Source organism: Candidatus Poriferisodalis sp. (assembly GCF_965262965.1).
Taxonomy (GTDB): domain Bacteria; phylum Actinomycetota; class Acidimicrobiia; order Acidimicrobiales; family Poriferisodalaceae; genus Poriferisodalis.
Window position 1 is genome coordinate 60,177 of record NZ_OZ253573.1, and the last position, 15,284, is coordinate 75,460.

The following is a 15,284-nucleotide window of genomic DNA, read 5'->3' on the forward strand; positions in this document are numbered from 1 at the left end:
GATTGCCCGTCGCTCGGACCTGCTCATCTAGGTTGTGATCAATGGGGGATGACTTCGGGGTCGAATATCAGAGCGGCTTCGGAAACGAGCACGCCAGCGAGGCCGAGCCGGGCGTGCTGCCGATCGGCCAGAACAGCCCGCAGCGGGTCGCGCACGATCTCTACACCGAGCAACTGACCGGCAGTGCGTTCACCGTGGCACGTGCCGATGCGCTGCGCACTTGGATGTACCGCATCCGCCCGTCGGTGCGTCACGTGACCGGGCTGCGCGATGTGGACCCAGGCAACATTCGGTCCTCGCCGTGCCGCGAAGGTGCGCCTCCAGTGGCACAGCTTCGATGGAGCCCGATTCCCGTCGGCGACGAGCCGGCGACGTGGCTGTCAGGCCTGTGCACGCTGGCTGCGAACGGCGATGCGCACACCCAGCGCGGAGCAGCCACGCACCTGTATTTCGCGAACGAGTCCATGGTGGACGAGGTGTTCGCCGACTCCGACGGCGAGCTGCTGATCCTGCCCCAGCAGGGCGCGCTGAGGCTGGTCACCGAGCTGGGCACGCTCACTGCCGGTCCGGCCGAGCTGGCAACCGTGCCGCGGGGCGTCAAGTTCCGCGTCGAGCTGATGGAAGAGACGGCGCGCGGCTACGTGTGCGAGAACTACGGCGCGCCGTTCCGGCTGCCTGACCCGGGCCTCATCGGAGTGGATGCGCTGGCGATGCCACGGGACTTCCTGTATCCAGTCGCCGGCTACGAGTCTGCGGATCGTCCCACCCGGCTGGTGTTCAAGCACGACGGTCGCCTGCTGGAGACGCACCTGCCGCACTCGCCGCTCGACGTGGTGGCGTGGCACGGCAACTTCGCCCCCTACAAGTACGACCTGCGTAACTACTGCCCGCTCGGGCCGCTGCTGTTCGACCATCCGGCGCCGTCGATCTGGACATTGTTGACGTCACCCTCAGAATCACCGGGCACGGCCAACGTCGACTTCGTGCTGTTCCGTGAGCGTTGGGCCGTGCAGGAGCACACCTTCCGTCCGCCTTGGTACCACTCCAACGTGATGAGCGAGCTCATGGGGCTCATCGAAGGCACCTACGACGCCAAGCTCGAAGGCTTCTTGCCCGGCGGGGTCAGCATCCACAACGCGTTTCTGCCCCACGGCCCCGACATCGACGCCTACGACGCCGGCACCACGGCGGAACTCGAGCCCCGGCGGATGGCCGACATGCTGGCCTTCATGTTCGAGTCCCGCTATGCGTGGATCCCCACGGCTTGGGCAGCCGGACTGGGTGAGCTGCACGACGGTTACACCGATGCGTGGATGCCGCTGGACGATCGCAGCACGTTGCGCCGCGACCAGGCCTAGGAATCAGCTCGGCGGAATCAGCCCAGCCTGGTCAACCCAGCGGCGACGCGGCAACGTTGTCGGTCAGCCTCGCTGAGCCCAAGTACGCGGCAGCAGCGATCCTGACGGTGCCGGTGATGGTGCTCACGGGCTCGAGCGTTGCAGGATCGACGACCTCTACGTAGTCGCTCTCGAACTGCGGTTCGGAGTTCAGCGTGGTTCTGGCCTCAGCGATGAGCTTCGAGGCGTCACGCTCGCCGGCAGCCACGGCTGCGCTGGCATCGCGCAGAACGGTGGCGAGCAGCGGCGCTACGGCTCGCTGGACGGGGTCGAGCAGTGCGTTGCGCGAGCTGAGCGCCAAGCCGTCGTCGTCGCGCACGGTCTCGCAGCCGACGATCTCGACGTCCAGATTGAGTTCACGCGCCATCGTGGCGATGATCACGAGCTGCTGGAAGTCCTTCTCACCGAAATATGCCCGCTGGGGCGCAACGATGTTCAACAGCTTGGTCACGACGGTAGCAACGCCACGAAAATGGCCTGGTCTGGTGGCGCCGCAGAGGCAGCCCTCAAGTGGCGTGACATCGACGGTCACCTTCTTAGGTCCGGGGTACATCACCTCAGGTGTGGGGGAGAACAGCACATCGGTGCCGTGCCGTTCGCAGATGGCGAGGTCGGTATTGGCGTTTCGGGGGTACTTCGCGAGGTCGTCGGCGCGGTCGAATTGGAGCGGGTTCACGAACAGCGTGGCCACGACCACATCGCATTCGGCGCGGGCCCGGTCAAGCAGCGATGTGTGACCTGCATGCAACGCGCCCATCGTCGGGACGCACGCGACTCGCTGACCGTCACGCTGCGCGACATGGAGTACTTCGTTAAGTTGCGCAATGGTGTCGGCGCGCCGCAGTGCCATGGAGACAGCTAGGACGGTTGGTGCACCGACTGGGGCCGAAGCCCGACGTGTGCCATGACGGGGATGGTGTTGCGGTAGCCCAGCACCACAATGCCCAAGGCGTCTCCGACCAGCAGCATGTCGACGCCGGCGGCGTCCAGCAGGCGGGCCATGTTGAAGTCGTAGGCGGTGAGCATCGTGATCGGCTCACCCTGCTGCTTCTTCGCCAGGATGTCCGGCACTCGAACAACTGCGGCCATGTCGCGAGCGTACATCTGGGACAGGCGGAGCTTTCTCGCTGTCCCGCATGCGGGACAGGAATGGAACACTGTGCCGATGAGTGCGACGCGGGCGAATGCGGATCTGAGCGGTCGGGTGGCGATGGTCACCGGCGCCGGGGCACATGGAGACGGGATCGGCAATGGCCGGGCTGCGGCAATCCTGCTGGCCGAGGCCGGGGCGCATGTCGTCGCTGTCGACCGCAAGCTCAAACTCGCGGAGGTGACCGTCGAGATGATTGCCGCAGAGGGCGGCAGCGCGATCGCCGTCGACGCTGATGTGACCGCCGAGGCTGACTGCGCGGCCATGGTCAAGGCTGCGACCGATCGCTGGGGCCGGCTGGACATCCTGGTGAACAACGTCGGCATCGGCAGCAGCGGAACGGTGGTGACCGAGGACGTGGACCGCTGGGAACGCGTCATGGACGTGAACCTGACCTCGATGGTGCTGGCTTCGCGGCACGCGATACCAGCCATGGTCGAGTACTTGGGAGCGGGAGCGGTCGTCAACATCTCGTCAATCTCGGCGCTGCGGCCGCGGGGAATGACGGCGTACTCGACGTCGAAGGGGGCGATCATGTCGCTCACCTCGGCGATGGCGGTCGACCATGGCGCCGACGGTGTGCGCGTGAACTGTGTGGCCCCAGGTCCCGTGCGGACACCGCTCGTCGGCGGCGATGACATGCCCGAAGAACTCGCCGAAGCCCGCCGGAGGGCGAGCGTGCTGAGAATCGAAGGCAGCGGCTGGGATGTGGGCGCAGCGGTCAGGTTCCTGTGCACCGACGAGGCCCGCTACATCACCGGTCACACGCTGGTCGTCGACGGCGGCGTGACCTTGCGGGGACCCTCACGGGCCACGCTGGCCGGCTGAGCCAGGGCAGCTGACCGGCTGGCAGGATGGCTACGCAGGCTGCTGGCGGAAGCTGCTGCCGTAGTGAGCAGCGGGCAGACGACTGCGGCCGAAGAGCTTGTCCCTCAGCGTTCCCGGCTGATACTCCCGTTGGACGAGCCCGCGTTCGGCTAGCACGGGCACCACACCCTCGATGAAGTCGATGAACGTGCCGGGAGTAGTGGCGTAGACCAAGTTGAAGCCGTCCACCCCTTGGTTCAGGCGGCGCGCCATGCCGTCGGCGATCTGCTCGGGAGAGCCCACGAGGAACTGGCCCGCCATGTTGAGCTTGATGAGGTCTCCGAAGGTCCGCGTTCCCGGCGGAGCGGAATCGAGCAGGGACTTCACCGGTCCCCGCACGCCCTCGGTGGCGAGACTCTCGAGCGGCTGGTCAGGATCGATGTGGCTGAGATCGACGTTGAGGTTGCCGCTCAGGTGTGCGAGACCTGCTTCCAACGAGAGCGTGGCGAGATAGTCGGCGTGTTTGGCCTTCGCCTCGGCCTCCGTTCCGCCCACAATGGGGGACAGGCCGGCGATGATCTTCACGTCGTTCGGGTGGCGTCCGGCGGCGCTCACCCTGCGCCGGATGTCCTCGGCGATGCGGGTGAGGCCCCGCGAGGCCGCCACGACGAAGACGCACTCGGCGTGTTTGGCTGCAAAGTCCCGCCCGCGATCCGAGGAGCCCGCTTGGTAGATCACCGGTGTGCGCTGGGGCGACGGCTCGGCGAGGTGCGGACCTGCGACGGAGTAGTACGGGCCCTCGTGATTGATCGGCCGAACGCCGTCGGGATCGGCATAGACACCGCGCTCGGTGTCGGCCACGACCGCATCGTCGGACCAGCTGCCCTCCCAGAGCTTGTAGCAGACGTCCAAGTAGTCCTCCGCTCGCTCGTAGCGCGTGTCGTGGCGGGGAAGCCGCTCGTAGCCGAGGCTCTGCGCACCGTTCTGCAGGTACGAGGTGACCACGTTCCATGCCACGCGCCCTGCGGTGAGGTGATCGAGTGTGGTGATCTGGCGGGAGAAGGTGAACGGATGCGCCTGCAGCACGTTGCTGGTGAAAGCGAACCCGAGGTGCTCGGTGACCGTGGCCATGGCCGGGATCAGCAGCATCGGGTCGTTCACCGGCACCTGCATGCCCTCACGCAGCGACGTGTCGGCGCTGCCCTGGTAGGTGTCGTAGAGCCCGATCACATCCGCCAGGAAGATTGCATCGAAGCAGCCCGCTTCGCAGATGCGGGCCAGCTCCAGCCACGGATCGAGCGATGTGTACTCGCGCTGGCGTGTGTCGTCGCGCACCCACAAGCCCTGCTGGATGTGACTGACGCAGTTCATGGTGAACGCATTCAGGATGATCCGTCGATTGCCTGGCGCTCGCTGGGTTCCCGTCGCCACGGCGCCAGTCTCGCACCGCTCGGGGTGTTGCGCCCCGCCCCGGTGCGTTCGGCTGCCACCCGGGCTGCGTGGTGAACTAGTCGCCTGTGACCGAGCGGGTGATCTTCGTGAACGGCCGGCGAGCGAGCGCGTGCCCGACCGAACGCCCGTGCTCGAAGTGAATCCTCCCGACGTCGAGGGCACGGCACTGCCCCACGTGTCGGTGGTCCTGCCCGCACGCGACTGCGCAGAATTGCTGCCCGACTGCCTGGCAGCGATCGACGCCCAGACCTACCAAGGTGTGGTCGACCTCACCGTCGCGGTGGCGCCCAGCACCGACGACACCCGGCGTGTGCTGACCGATGCCCGCCTGGGGGCGCCCATGAAGGTGCCAATGAACGTGCAAATGAACGTGATCGACAATCCAGCCGGCACGACCCCGGCCGGTCTCAATGCCGCGATCGCGGCCAGCGACGGCACCGTTGTCGTGCGCGTCGATGCGCAAGCACGGATTCCGCCCGACTACATCGAGCGGGCAGTCGCGACCATGGGGGCATCCGAGGCCGCCAACGTCGGCGGCGTGCAGAGGCCGGTCGGGGGGCCCGGCTTGGCCGGCGTGGTGGCGGCCGCCCTCGCGTCCCCGTTCGGCGCAGGACCTGCGGCGTTCCGGAGCGGTCGCCGCAGCGGACACGTCGACACCGTCTACCTGGGCGTGTTCGACCGATCGGTGCTCGAGTCTGTGGGCGGCTTTGACGAGTCACTCGAGCGCAACCAGGACTACGAGCTGAATTGGCGACTGCGCAGCGCAGGCCATTCCGTATGGCTCGACTCGGGCCTCGTCGTCGACTACGTGCCCCGGGCCGGCTACCGGGCGCTGGCCCGCCAGTACTTCGCCTACGGCGCTTGGAAGCGACGGATCCTGCTGCGGCATCCGCAGTCGCTGCGGCCGAGACAGCTGGCGGCACCTGCCCTGCTGGCAGGGCTTGCCGTCTCTGGGGTGCAACTGTTCCGTGGTCGACCTTGGGGCGCTGTGGTGCCATTGGCGTACACGGGCGCGTCGGCGATTGCGGCGGCGCGGCTGCGCCCGACGCTGCGGTCGGTGAATGAGCAGCTCCAGGCCATGGGCGCTTTCGGTGTCATGCACCTCGCGTGGGGTGCTGGATTCTGGTGGGGCCGAACCCGCCGAAGATGAGCCGGGAGGCTGCCGCTGCGACGAATGCGGCGCCCGCTCAGCGCGGACGCGCCCCCGACGACGCGACGTAGGCCTCGACGGTCTCTGACGGCTCGCCGACGGCACGGACGCGGCCTTCGTCCAGCCAGACGACCCGATCGCAGAAGCGCTGGATCTCGTTCATGTTGTGGGTGACCAGCACCACCGAGCCCGATTCCGATCTCACGTCGTCGATCCGCTCGGCAGCCAGGCGCCGGAACTCTTCGTCGCCGACGGTCAGCGCTTCGTCGATCAACAGGATCTCGGGAATCCGAGCCGTAGCGATGGCGAAGCGCAGACGGGCCCGCATGCCAGATGAATACGTGCGCATCGGGCGGTCGATTGCCGCGCGCAGGCCGGCGAAGTCGATGATCTCGTCCATCCGGCGCTCGACCTCGGCGCGGGTGAAGCCCAGCGCCAGCCCGCCGATCAGGATGTTGCGACGCCCTGACAGCGCCGGGCGCAGCACCGAGGAAACGCCCAGCAGCGACGGCCTCGACCGGCCCCGGATGCTGCCTGAGCGCAGCGGCAGCAGCCCGGTCATCGCGGCGAGCAGTGTCGATTTGCCCGCACCGTTGGGCCCGATCAGCCCCAGCGTCTCGCGCTCGTAGAGGTCGAGCGTCACACCCTGCACCGCAGGAATCAGGCGGGACTCGCGTCGCATCCGGCCCCGGGCAAAGCCCTGCTTGATGCCCATGTCAGGTTCCTCGAACACCCGGTAGCTGACGTGGGCGTCTCGCACCTCAACGGTGACGGTGGAGTCGCTCACGCGCCGAGCCTCTGTTCGGACCGGTGAAACACGACAAAGCCCAGCGCAGGCATCACGATGCACCACAACACGAGGCCGGCGACGGCCCACAGATCCACGGGCTCACCGAGCAGGCACCAGCGGGCACAGGTGATCACGTCGTAGATCGGGTTGAGGGCGAAAGCCCGCCGCCACGCAGTGCTCTCTACAAACGCGTCGACGCTGAAGATCACTCCCGAGCCGTAGAACAGCAGCCGGAATAGGTGCGGAAGGATCTGGCGCAAATCCCGCATCGTCGTGCCGATGCGCGCTACCAGCAATGCAGCGCCGAAGTTGAAGGCGAACTGCGCCACCAGCACGGCAGGTAGGACGAGCCATCGCAGTGTCGGCAGCTCGCCGGTCGCCAGCACCGCCAGCAGCGCCAGCACCAGTGCAGGCACGAACGCGGCCGTCTGGCCATTCACCGACGCCGCCGGCAGCAGGATGCGCGGGAATTGGATCGATCGGATCAGGCCGAGGTTCTGCGTGATCGAGCCGGCCGCTTCCAGCGTGACGCGCTGGGTGAGATGGAACAGCACCACGCCGATGATGAGGAATGCCAGGAAGTTGTCGACCCCACGCCGGGTGTCGATGATCACGCCGAACACGAGGAAGTAGACGCCGACCAGGAGCGCGGGATTCACGAGATGCCAGAGCTGGCCCAGCGTGGTGTCCATGTTCTGTGCCCGCAGATCCTGTGCCGGCACCACGATGGCGAATTCGCGCCGCCGCCACGCTTCGCGCAGGTAGCTCAGCGTCGACGGCCGTGACGTCAGGTCGATGAGCGGCCGGACCGCTGCATCGCCGGCACCTGCGCCGTCGGCGGCCTCGCTGGCCCTGCTTGCCTTACCGCCTTCGGCGTCCATGCGGGTCATCCTACGAACGCCGTCCTGTGGCAACCGTGCGGGGCTGGGGCTGTCGGCGGGGGCATACTCACGCCGCTGAGTGATGTCCGGCGATGGATGTCTGACCGCAACGGACCGCCTGTGTTCACACCGCCCCCAAACCGTCCGACGCCGCCCGCCGATGTGCGGGGCAATGATTGGCGTTCGCTTGCGGTCGCGCCGCTTGACGTCTTCGAGCCGCTGCTGAGCGTGACGGTCGTCGTTCCGTACTACGAAGCGCGCCACGAATTGGGGCTCACGCTGGCCGGGCTGGAACGCCAGACCTACCCGCAGGATCTCTTCGAGGTGATCGTCGTCGATGACGGCTCAGATCCCCCGCTGGATCTGTCTGCGCTTGATTTGCCTGGGCTCGACCTGAGTGGCCCGAACTCGGTGAACCTGCGGGTGATTCACCAAGAAGACCTCGGGTTCGGTTTGGCCCGGGCTCGCAACAACGGCGCACGATCTGCGAACGGCGACGTTCTCGTGTTTCTCGACTGCGACATGGTCCCCGAAGCTGACTGGCTCGCCTCGCACGCCAGATGGCACCACGCGGCGAGCGACCTGCTGACACTGGGTTTCCGCCACCACGTCGATGTTGACGGCATCGAGGCCGCTGATGTTCGGGATCGAGCGGGATCGCTTGCCGGTCTCTTCTCCGGACGCCCGGTGCAGAGTCCTGAATGGATCGAGCGCCGGATGGAACAGACCGAGGACCTGGCATCGGATGCCGATGACGTCTTCCGCGTGGTCACCGGCGGGAATTTCGCCGTCTCGACGGATTTCTTCCGGACAGTCGGGGAGTTCGACGAGTCATTCACCCAGTGGGGCTCCGAGGACATCGAGTTCGGCTGGCGCGCCTACGCACTCGGAGCGGTTCTCGTGCCGGAGCGGTCTGCGCTCTGCTGGCATCAGGGTGAGGGAGCGGTGCTCAGCGAAACCGAAGCCGTCAGCCTCGAACAGCAACGCGACAAGCTCTCACACCTCATCCCCGACAGGCGGCTGCGCACTTCGGCGCCGGGACGGTCCTACACCGTCCCGCAGTTCGTCGTGACGGTGGAACCCGGCCACGCCGAAGAGCAAGACGTGCTCGCCACCGTCGAGCGGGTGCTCGCCAGCAACATCCATGATCTCGCTGTCTGGGTCTCGGAATGGCCAGGTGAGCCATTTGAGCGTCTGCGCCGGCTGCTTGACCCCGATCCGCGAGTCCGCGTGGGTGAACCCGGTGGAGCGGCTGACGCATACCCGTCCGCCGCGTTTCATGTACGAGTCCCCGCTGGTGCCGGTATCGGCCCCAGGATGCTCGACCGATTGGCGAATCAGCTGGGGACCGCGGCGTCGGGTGAGTCGGATCTTGCTTCGGGCCATCGCGTCGGCATTACGCGCGGCTGGGCGATCCAACGTGCACGCCGCTCGGCACGGTCAGTTGCCGAAGTCGGAGCCGTGCTCGAACTCGATGTCGACAGCCTCTTGGTAACCCAGGAAGCGAAGCCGCAAGGGTGGCTTGCCGGCAAGCTCCACGGGCCCGCCAAGCGGCTGCTGCGCCTGTGGGCTCGTGTTCGGCGGCATCTGTCGACGCTGATGTCCGGTCTGCGACGCGTCCGGCGGCCGCGGGACATGGCCCGTTTCTTGGGCGTTGTCGTTCGCGCCGTCTGGTGGCGCCTGCGCAATCTCCGTTGGATCGTCAGAGGTGTGCGGTGGAGAGCGCGGCGGGTCAAGTGGGCGCTGCGTCGAGCGCGCACGCAATGGCCCCGCCGGTTGAAGAAGCGGCTGCGGATCTGGCTGGGCCTGCAGCCTCGCAGCCAGCGCTACGTACAGCGGATGGCGCGCTACCCGCTCGGAGCCAACTTTGCCGTGGCTGGCCGAACGGCTTCGGCGGTATTCGCTGCCTCGACCCGCGTGGCATCTCATGTCGGCGACGGTGGGGATCACCATGTCGACGTCGTCGTGGCCGACTCGCCGGGGGCAGGCGACGCACTGTTGCGCACCGGCACTCTGGAGCGGCGGCCCGCAGTAGCCGTTCTACCGGATCTGACACCGCGACTCAGCGTTCAGGCATTCAATCCCGAAGCCGTCAACCCGATCGGCTGGTCGGCCCATTGCGAGCCGGACAGCGCTTCGCTGCGATCGTTGATGTCGCTCTCACGAGGCTCGGTGTTCAGCCTGCAGATCGGCGGCGAGCTGCTTGTGGACCTTCGTTCTCGCCACCACCTGGCGGACCGATCCGCCGACCATCGGCACCCCGCCGAGCGTGCCGGTGCGTTGGCGGCGCTGGCGGCGGCCGGGGTGCTCGTTCACATCGACGCACCCGATGCCGAGTTGGCGGCGAGCCTCGGCTCATCACTGCACGACCTCATGGCATCGGGTGAAGTTGTCGACGCCGATGCTCACCGTCGCGAGCAGCTCAGCATCGAGATGCGCCGTTGCGCGCTGCGCGACCACTCGCTGCGCGGCCGGGCTCGCCAGATCCTCTCGGCGACGGGCATGGGCGCCCAACCCCCCGAAGTGTCGATCCTCGCGCCGACGCGGCGGCCCGACCGCCTTGTCGACGTCATCACGACCGTGAGCAGCCAGACCTATCCCCGCCTTGAGCTCGTGCTGGCATTGCATGGCGAAGGATTCGACGGCGACGCGGAGATCGAAGCGCTGGCCCGCGATCTCGGTCATTCGCTCCGCATCGTTCGGGTGGACGGCGCCGAGCCGCTCGGAGGGGTTCTGCGAGCAGCCGCGGATGCCGCGGGCGGATCCCTGGTCACCAAGATGGACGATGACGACTACTACGGCACCGAGCATGTCTGGGACCTGGTGCTCGCACACGAGTACTCCCGGGCCGAGCTGATCGGGAAGTCCGCCGAGTACGTGTACCTGGAGCGGCTCGACAAGACCGTACGGGACCAGAACCGCCAGAAATTCTCCGAGAAGTACATCCCCTTCATCGGCGTCTCAGGCGGCGTGCTGATGATCTCCCGTCACGATCTCGAGACAGCCGGCGGATGGCGCCGGGTGCCCCGCCGGGTCGATATCGCCCTGGCTCACGACGTCACCGCCGCGGGCGGTCGCACCTACTGGACTCACGGCGCGGGCTATCTCCGAGTCCGCCACGGCGACGAGCACACCTGGAACGTCGACGACAGCCACTTCCTCGGCAGAGCCAGCGAAGTACGAGATGGCTGCGATCTGTTCTTCGCTGGAGTTGTGGACGCCTGAACCCGGTCTCAGATCCGCCCCGACACAAGGGCCTGGCGTCCCTGCGAGACTGGGGCAATGAGTCGCACCACCGATCTCACCGCGAACGAAGCCGAACTTCACCGCTATCTGGACGAAGTCGAAACTCACGGCTACTGCATCGTCGAAGGCGCCATTGAGCCTGACCTCGTCACCGAGATCCGCGACGCAGTCGCCCGCGTCGAAGACGAGTTGGGCGTCCAGCCGAAGGGGAACCGCATCGAGGGGTTCGCCACCAAGCGCATGTACAACTTGCTCGACAAGGACCGGTCGTTCTGGAAGCTGCCGATTCACCGCAATGTGCTGCCGTTCCCGCAGCGGTTGATGGAGCAGGGAGCAATCCTGTCGGGCACCACCTGCATGCACATCGGCCCAGGTGAGGTGCATCAAGGCCTGCATTCTGACGACGGCCTCGTCGATCAGATCGATGTGCCGCGCCCCCGCGCTCCGTTCATGGTCACCACGATCTGGGCATTCACCGATTTCACCGACGAGAACGGCGCAACCCGTTTGGTTCCTGGGTCGCACCGCTTCGACCACGAGCCCCAGCCGGGGGAGAAGCCCTCCTACATCGCGGCTGAGATGCCTGCCGGCTCGGTCCTCATCGTGAACGGCGGCACCTGGCACTGCGGTGGCGCCAACACGTCCACCGACGACTGGCGCCTCGGCGTCAGCGTGCAGTACTGCCGGGGTTGGATGCGCCAACAGCAGAACCAGTACTACAGCCTCTCCCCGGAAGACGTCCGTGACATGTCTGAAGAACTCGCGGCGCTGTGCGGGTTCAGCCTCTACCGGGGAATCATGGGGCACGTCGATGGGGCCAGCCCCGGCCGGTACCTCGGCGCCGAGCGCCTCGCCGAGACCGCGTATGCAGCTCGGCTGAAGGCGATTGAAGACGGCGAAGAAGTCGGCGGCATCGGCACCGACGAGCCGGCCCAGGCCGCAGCCGACTGAGCTCTCCGTTCATCTGGCGCAGGCTGGGCGGACGTGCCACATCGGGCTCCGCTGCGCGACACTGATCCGGTTCACACTGTCGCAACGCCGGACAAGGAGCGGATGAGATGGAACTGCGCGATCGAGTAGCGATCATCACCGGGGGCGGCGGGGGAATTGGCTCCGCCACGGCACGCCACTGGTTGGCGGAAGGCGCCCGCCATGTCGTGGTTGCCGACTACAACGCTGAGGCTGCGGTGGCAGTAGCCGATGAGCTGGGGTGCGAGGGCGTCGGGCTCGACGTCACCGACGAGGCCGCCGTCGCGGATCTCGTCGAGCGCACGCTCGAAGCTCACGGTCCGATTGACGTGGTCTTCTCCAATGCAGGAGCCGGCGCCGAAGGCGGAGTAGACGCATCCAACGACGCATGGCAGTCCCAATGGGAGCTGCACGTCATGAGCCACGTGTACGCCGCCCGGGCGGTGCTGCCGTCGATGCTGGCCCGGGGCGAGGGCTACCTCGTCCATACCGCGAGCGCGGCGGGTCTGCTCGCGGCCATGGGCTCGGCACCGTATTCGGTCACCAAGGCGGCATGCATCAAGCTGGCCGAGATGGAGGCGATCCTCCACGGCGACGACGGCATCCGGGTGTCGGTGCTGTGCCCGCAGGGTGTGAACACAGCCATGGCGCCGCAGAGGCTCGCCGACGGTGGCACCGACGGCATCGTCGAGCCCGAGTTCGTGGCGCAGGCCATCACCGAAGCGATGGCACAAGAGCGGTTCCTGATCCTGTCGCATCCCGAGGCCCAGACCTACGTGGAGCGCAAGGCCTCCGATCCTGATCGCTGGTTGCGAGGGATGCGCAGGCTCCGTCAGCGTTCGCTGGGCCTCGAAGAAGGCGTCTGAACTGGGCGCGAAGTAGCGCCTGGTCGGCTTCAGCGCGTAGAGAGGCCCGTGCCCTAACTTTGCCGCCATGGCTGATTCCGATGTCAAGGCACTGACGGGCGGGCTTGAGCTGCCCGATTTCGAGACCACGGCGTTCACCACGCCGCCGCCGCTGGCTGATGCCACCGTGGCAATCGTGTCCTCGGCGTCGCTGCACCATCCCGACCAGGACGATTTCGCTCCAACTGACGTCGGCTACCGCGTGCTTGAGGCGGGCCGGCGTGACTACATGTGCGGCCACTGGAGCCCGAACTTCGACGCCACCGGCATCGCCGTCGACATCAACACCGTCTTTCCGATCGACCGCCTCGACGAGTTGGCGGCTGAGGGCACCATCGGGCGGGTCTCCGACGTCCACCTGTCCTATGCTGGCAACCAATTCGACCTGTCTGCGGTGCGGATGGACTCGGGGCCTGCGGGGGCGAAGTTCCTCCGTGAGCAGGAGGTGGACGTCGTCCTGTTTACTCCCGTCTGACCGCTGTGCACGCGTACCGTGAGTACGCTTGCACACGTCTTTGAGGCAGAGGGATTGGCGACGGTCACTCTGGGATCCATCGGCGCCCACATTCAGGGAACCGCTCCGCCGCGAGGCCTCTGGTGCGAATTCCCACTCGGTCGGCCGCTCGGCAAGCCCAACGACGCCGAGTTCCAGCATCGAGTGCTGGCGCATGCGTTCAGCTTGCTGTCGTCACCCGAGCCGGTCGTAGAGAAGTTCTCCGAGACGATCGACGACGACGGCACCGAGACGATGTCGTGCACGCTGCCGCCCCGCCACGACCCGAATCTGCACCCCGCTGTCGACGAAGCCAACGGGCTGCGTCCGGCCTACGACCGTGCGGTGGCCAAGCTCGGCAACCGGGTAGGCGCCGGACGCGCCGTTGCTGCCGCCGACATCGGAGCAGCCGTGCAGAGCTTCGTTGACGTCGCTTCGGGCACCCCGTGGAAGGAGGCGGGCATTCCCGGAATTCCGGCACGCGTGGCCCAGGACATTCGCGGTTACTACGAGACGGCGGCATTGACGCTCGCCGAGCATGCACCGGCCGCGTGGGCCGGGACCCGCTGGTTCTTCGAGTCCACCGAAGCCGGCCGCAGCATCGTTGCTGCCCGCAAGGCGATGGCCGACAGCGGCGAGAAGCACGGCCTCTGGTTCTACATCACGCCCGGCGACATGTAGCGGTGGCCGCCGAGAGCGGCGTCCAGCGAACGAGAATGCGCATCCTGTGAACCTGCTCATTGGCCAGCCGTTCCACGGCTGGCGCGTGGCGTGGGCCGGATTCTGGGTGCTATTCATCGTCTACGGCATCCAGTTCAGCTACGGCACCTTCGAAGATGCCATCAGCACCGACACCGGCTGGTCGGCCAGTTGGCTGCAGCTCGCATACGCCTCCTACATCCTTACCTACAGCGCCGTGAGCGCATGGAGTGGGCAGCTCACTGACCGCATCGGCCCGCGCCGGGTCATCGCCGGAGGCTCCGTGTTGCTGGCAGCGGGTTACTTGGTGTTGTCATCCGCGGGAAACCTCGTAATGGTGTTCGTCGGCCTTGCCGTGATTGCGCCGCTCGGGATGTCATCGTCGTGGGTTCCCGCGAACGCCACCGTCGTTCGCTGGTTCGCCGCCCGGCGCGGATTGGCTACGGGCATCGTCGGCTCCGGCGGGAGTGCCGGCGGCATCGTCGCGCCCCCGATCGCTGCGTGGCTCGTCGAGCAGTACGGATGGCGGATCGCAATTGCGGTGATGGCTGTGACGGGCGGTGTGCTCATGGCTGCCACCGCAATGGTGTTCGTGCGCGACCCGGAGTCGATTGGCCAACGACCCGACGGGGGCACACCCGATCCTGATGACCGACCGCTAGCGCCTTCTCTGGTCGCGTCGCAGCCGGCGGCGTACGTCGTGGAAGCAGTCCAGAGCGGCGCTTCCGCGACTGAAGACCCCGCAACCGCGTGGACCGCCCACCAGGCGTGGCGCAACTCGGTGTTCTGGCGCATTTTCGGGATGTTCGCTCTGACGTTCGTGGTGGTGTTCGTGCCATTCGCACATGGCGTCCAGTACGCCCGGAGCCTCGGATTCTCACCGCTGTGGGCTGCGGGAGTCATCAGCTCCATCGGCGTCGGCGGGCTCGTGGGCAGAATTGTGACCGGCCCGCTGTCCGACCACATCGACCGTCGCCGTGCCGTGATGCTGGCCCTGGCGGTGGAGACGCTGTCGTTCGTCGGCATCGCCGTCTCCGACGGGCTGGTGTTGCTGTACGCCTCGTCAATTGCCTTTGGCCTGTCCTACGGCGGGAGTGTGGCGGTCTTCCCGGCACTGGTCGCCGACTACTTCGGTCGCACCCATGCGGGCGCGATCGTGGGACGTTTCTTCGCGACAGCGGGGTCGTTCGCGGCAGTTGGTCCGTACGTCGCGCAACTGCTGCTCGGTGCCACCGGCGGCTACGGCTGGACATTTTCCTTCGCGGCAGTGGCGAATGCCTGCGCATTGGGCCTGGCGTTCACGCTCCCACGACCGGAATTGCTGCCCATGAAGCCGGGCGGATAG

At 66.9% G+C, this 15,284-nt stretch carries 13 protein-coding genes and 1 pseudogene; 9 read left to right on the top strand and 5 right to left on the bottom strand.

Annotated elements, in window-relative coordinates:
* Nucleotides 1-41 precede the first annotated feature (41 nt).
* The gene (gene hmgA / locus ACQY5K_RS00450) at nucleotides 42-1,358 is read left to right on the top strand and encodes a homogentisate 1,2-dioxygenase (protein WP_428119062.1); all 1,317 of its coding nucleotides are present in this window, start codon (nucleotides 42-44) and stop codon (nucleotides 1,356-1,358) included.
* 31 nt (nucleotides 1,359-1,389) lie between these two features.
* Here the strand turns inward: hmgA and panC are convergent, their stop codons facing one another.
* Together panC and ACQY5K_RS00460 are read right to left on the bottom strand one after the other, a co-directional pair.
* Nucleotides 1,390-2,247, bottom strand: coding sequence for a pantoate--beta-alanine ligase (panC, locus tag ACQY5K_RS00455; protein ID WP_428119064.1), 858 nt, complete (start codon nucleotides 2,245-2,247; stop codon nucleotides 1,390-1,392).
* Nucleotides 2,248-2,303: 56 nt separating this feature from the next.
* Nucleotides 2,304-2,486 (bottom strand): annotated as a pseudogene (locus ACQY5K_RS00460) (3-methyl-2-oxobutanoate hydroxymethyltransferase); the annotation flags it as partial.
* A 76-nt stretch (nucleotides 2,487-2,562) separates the two neighbouring features.
* Between ACQY5K_RS00460 and ACQY5K_RS00465 the strand changes: the two are divergent.
* The gene (locus ACQY5K_RS00465) at nucleotides 2,563-3,375 is read left to right on the top strand and encodes an SDR family NAD(P)-dependent oxidoreductase (protein ID WP_428119066.1); all 813 of its coding nucleotides are present in this window, start codon (nucleotides 2,563-2,565) and stop codon (nucleotides 3,373-3,375) included.
* A 30-nt stretch (nucleotides 3,376-3,405) separates the two neighbouring features.
* Here ACQY5K_RS00465 and ACQY5K_RS00470 read toward each other — a convergent pair whose 3' ends face one another.
* Nucleotides 3,406-4,785 carry an LLM class flavin-dependent oxidoreductase gene (locus ACQY5K_RS00470; RefSeq protein ID WP_428119068.1) on the bottom strand — a complete coding sequence of 460 codons (1,380 nt, stop codon included), beginning with the start codon at nucleotides 4,783-4,785 and terminating at the stop codon, nucleotides 3,406-3,408.
* 130 nt (nucleotides 4,786-4,915) lie between these two features.
* Here ACQY5K_RS00470 and ACQY5K_RS00475 point away from each other — a divergent pair, with 130 nt between their 5' ends.
* Entirely contained in the window at nucleotides 4,916-5,956 is a 1,041-nt protein-coding gene (locus tag ACQY5K_RS00475; RefSeq protein ID WP_428119070.1) for a glycosyltransferase, read from the top strand.
* Between the two features lie 37 nt (nucleotides 5,957-5,993).
* On the opposite strand, the gene ACQY5K_RS00480 is transcribed toward ACQY5K_RS00475, so the two are convergent.
* Nucleotides 5,994-6,743, bottom strand: a complete 750-nt coding sequence (locus ACQY5K_RS00480) for an ABC transporter ATP-binding protein (RefSeq protein WP_428119072.1) — start codon at nucleotides 6,741-6,743, stop codon at nucleotides 5,994-5,996.
* Nucleotides 6,740-7,627: an ABC transporter permease gene (locus ACQY5K_RS00485; protein WP_428119074.1), complete on the bottom strand. Its 888-nt coding sequence runs from the start codon at nucleotides 7,625-7,627 to the stop codon at nucleotides 6,740-6,742. Before ACQY5K_RS00485 ends, ACQY5K_RS00480 begins: the two co-directional genes overlap by 4 nt.
* 96 nt (nucleotides 7,628-7,723) lie before the next feature.
* On the opposite strand from ACQY5K_RS00485, the gene ACQY5K_RS00490 reads away from it, so the two are divergent.
* The 6 genes from ACQY5K_RS00490 to ACQY5K_RS00515 all read left to right on the top strand — a co-directional run bounded on the left by ACQY5K_RS00490 (nucleotide 7,724) and on the right by ACQY5K_RS00515 (nucleotide 15,284).
* A complete protein-coding gene (locus tag ACQY5K_RS00490) occupies nucleotides 7,724-10,852 on the top strand; it encodes a glycosyltransferase (protein ID WP_428119076.1) in 3,129 nt (1,042 codons plus the stop codon).
* Between the two features lie 57 nt (nucleotides 10,853-10,909).
* A complete protein-coding gene (locus ACQY5K_RS00495; RefSeq protein WP_428119078.1) occupies nucleotides 10,910-11,824 on the top strand; it encodes a phytanoyl-CoA dioxygenase family protein in 915 nt (304 codons plus the stop codon).
* 107 nt (nucleotides 11,825-11,931) lie between these two features.
* Entirely contained in the window at nucleotides 11,932-12,708 is a 777-nt protein-coding gene (locus ACQY5K_RS00500) for an SDR family NAD(P)-dependent oxidoreductase (RefSeq protein WP_428119080.1), read from the top strand.
* A gap of 67 nt (nucleotides 12,709-12,775) precedes the next feature.
* Nucleotides 12,776-13,222, top strand: coding sequence for a glycine/sarcosine/betaine reductase selenoprotein B family protein (locus ACQY5K_RS00505; RefSeq protein WP_428119082.1), 447 nt, complete (start codon nucleotides 12,776-12,778; stop codon nucleotides 13,220-13,222).
* A gap of 18 nt (nucleotides 13,223-13,240) precedes the next feature.
* Nucleotides 13,241-13,921 (top strand): hypothetical protein, encoded by a 681-nt coding sequence (locus tag ACQY5K_RS00510; protein WP_428119084.1) that lies wholly within the window; start codon nucleotides 13,241-13,243, stop codon nucleotides 13,919-13,921.
* Nucleotides 13,922-13,967: 46 nt separating this feature from the next.
* Entirely contained in the window at nucleotides 13,968-15,284 is a 1,317-nt protein-coding gene (locus tag ACQY5K_RS00515) for an MFS transporter (RefSeq protein WP_428119086.1), read from the top strand.

Coding starts and splice junctions, on each gene's coding strand:
- panC (WP_428119064.1), bottom strand. CDS start 2,247: ATGGCACTGCGGCGCGCCGACACCATTGCGCAACTTAACGAAGTACTC.
- ACQY5K_RS00490 (WP_428119076.1), top strand. CDS start 7,724: ATGTCTGACCGCAACGGACCGCCTGTGTTCACACCGCCCCCAAACCGT.
- ACQY5K_RS00505 (WP_428119082.1), top strand. CDS start 12,776: ATGGCTGATTCCGATGTCAAGGCACTGACGGGCGGGCTTGAGCTGCCC.
- ACQY5K_RS00500 (WP_428119080.1), top strand. CDS start 11,932: ATGGAACTGCGCGATCGAGTAGCGATCATCACCGGGGGCGGCGGGGGA.
- ACQY5K_RS00495 (WP_428119078.1), top strand. CDS start 10,910: ATGAGTCGCACCACCGATCTCACCGCGAACGAAGCCGAACTTCACCGC.
- ACQY5K_RS00465 (WP_428119066.1), top strand. CDS start 2,563: ATGAGTGCGACGCGGGCGAATGCGGATCTGAGCGGTCGGGTGGCGATG.
- ACQY5K_RS00485 (WP_428119074.1), bottom strand. CDS start 7,627: ATGGACGCCGAAGGCGGTAAGGCAAGCAGGGCCAGCGAGGCCGCCGAC.
- hmgA (WP_428119062.1), top strand. CDS start 42: ATGGGGGATGACTTCGGGGTCGAATATCAGAGCGGCTTCGGAAACGAG.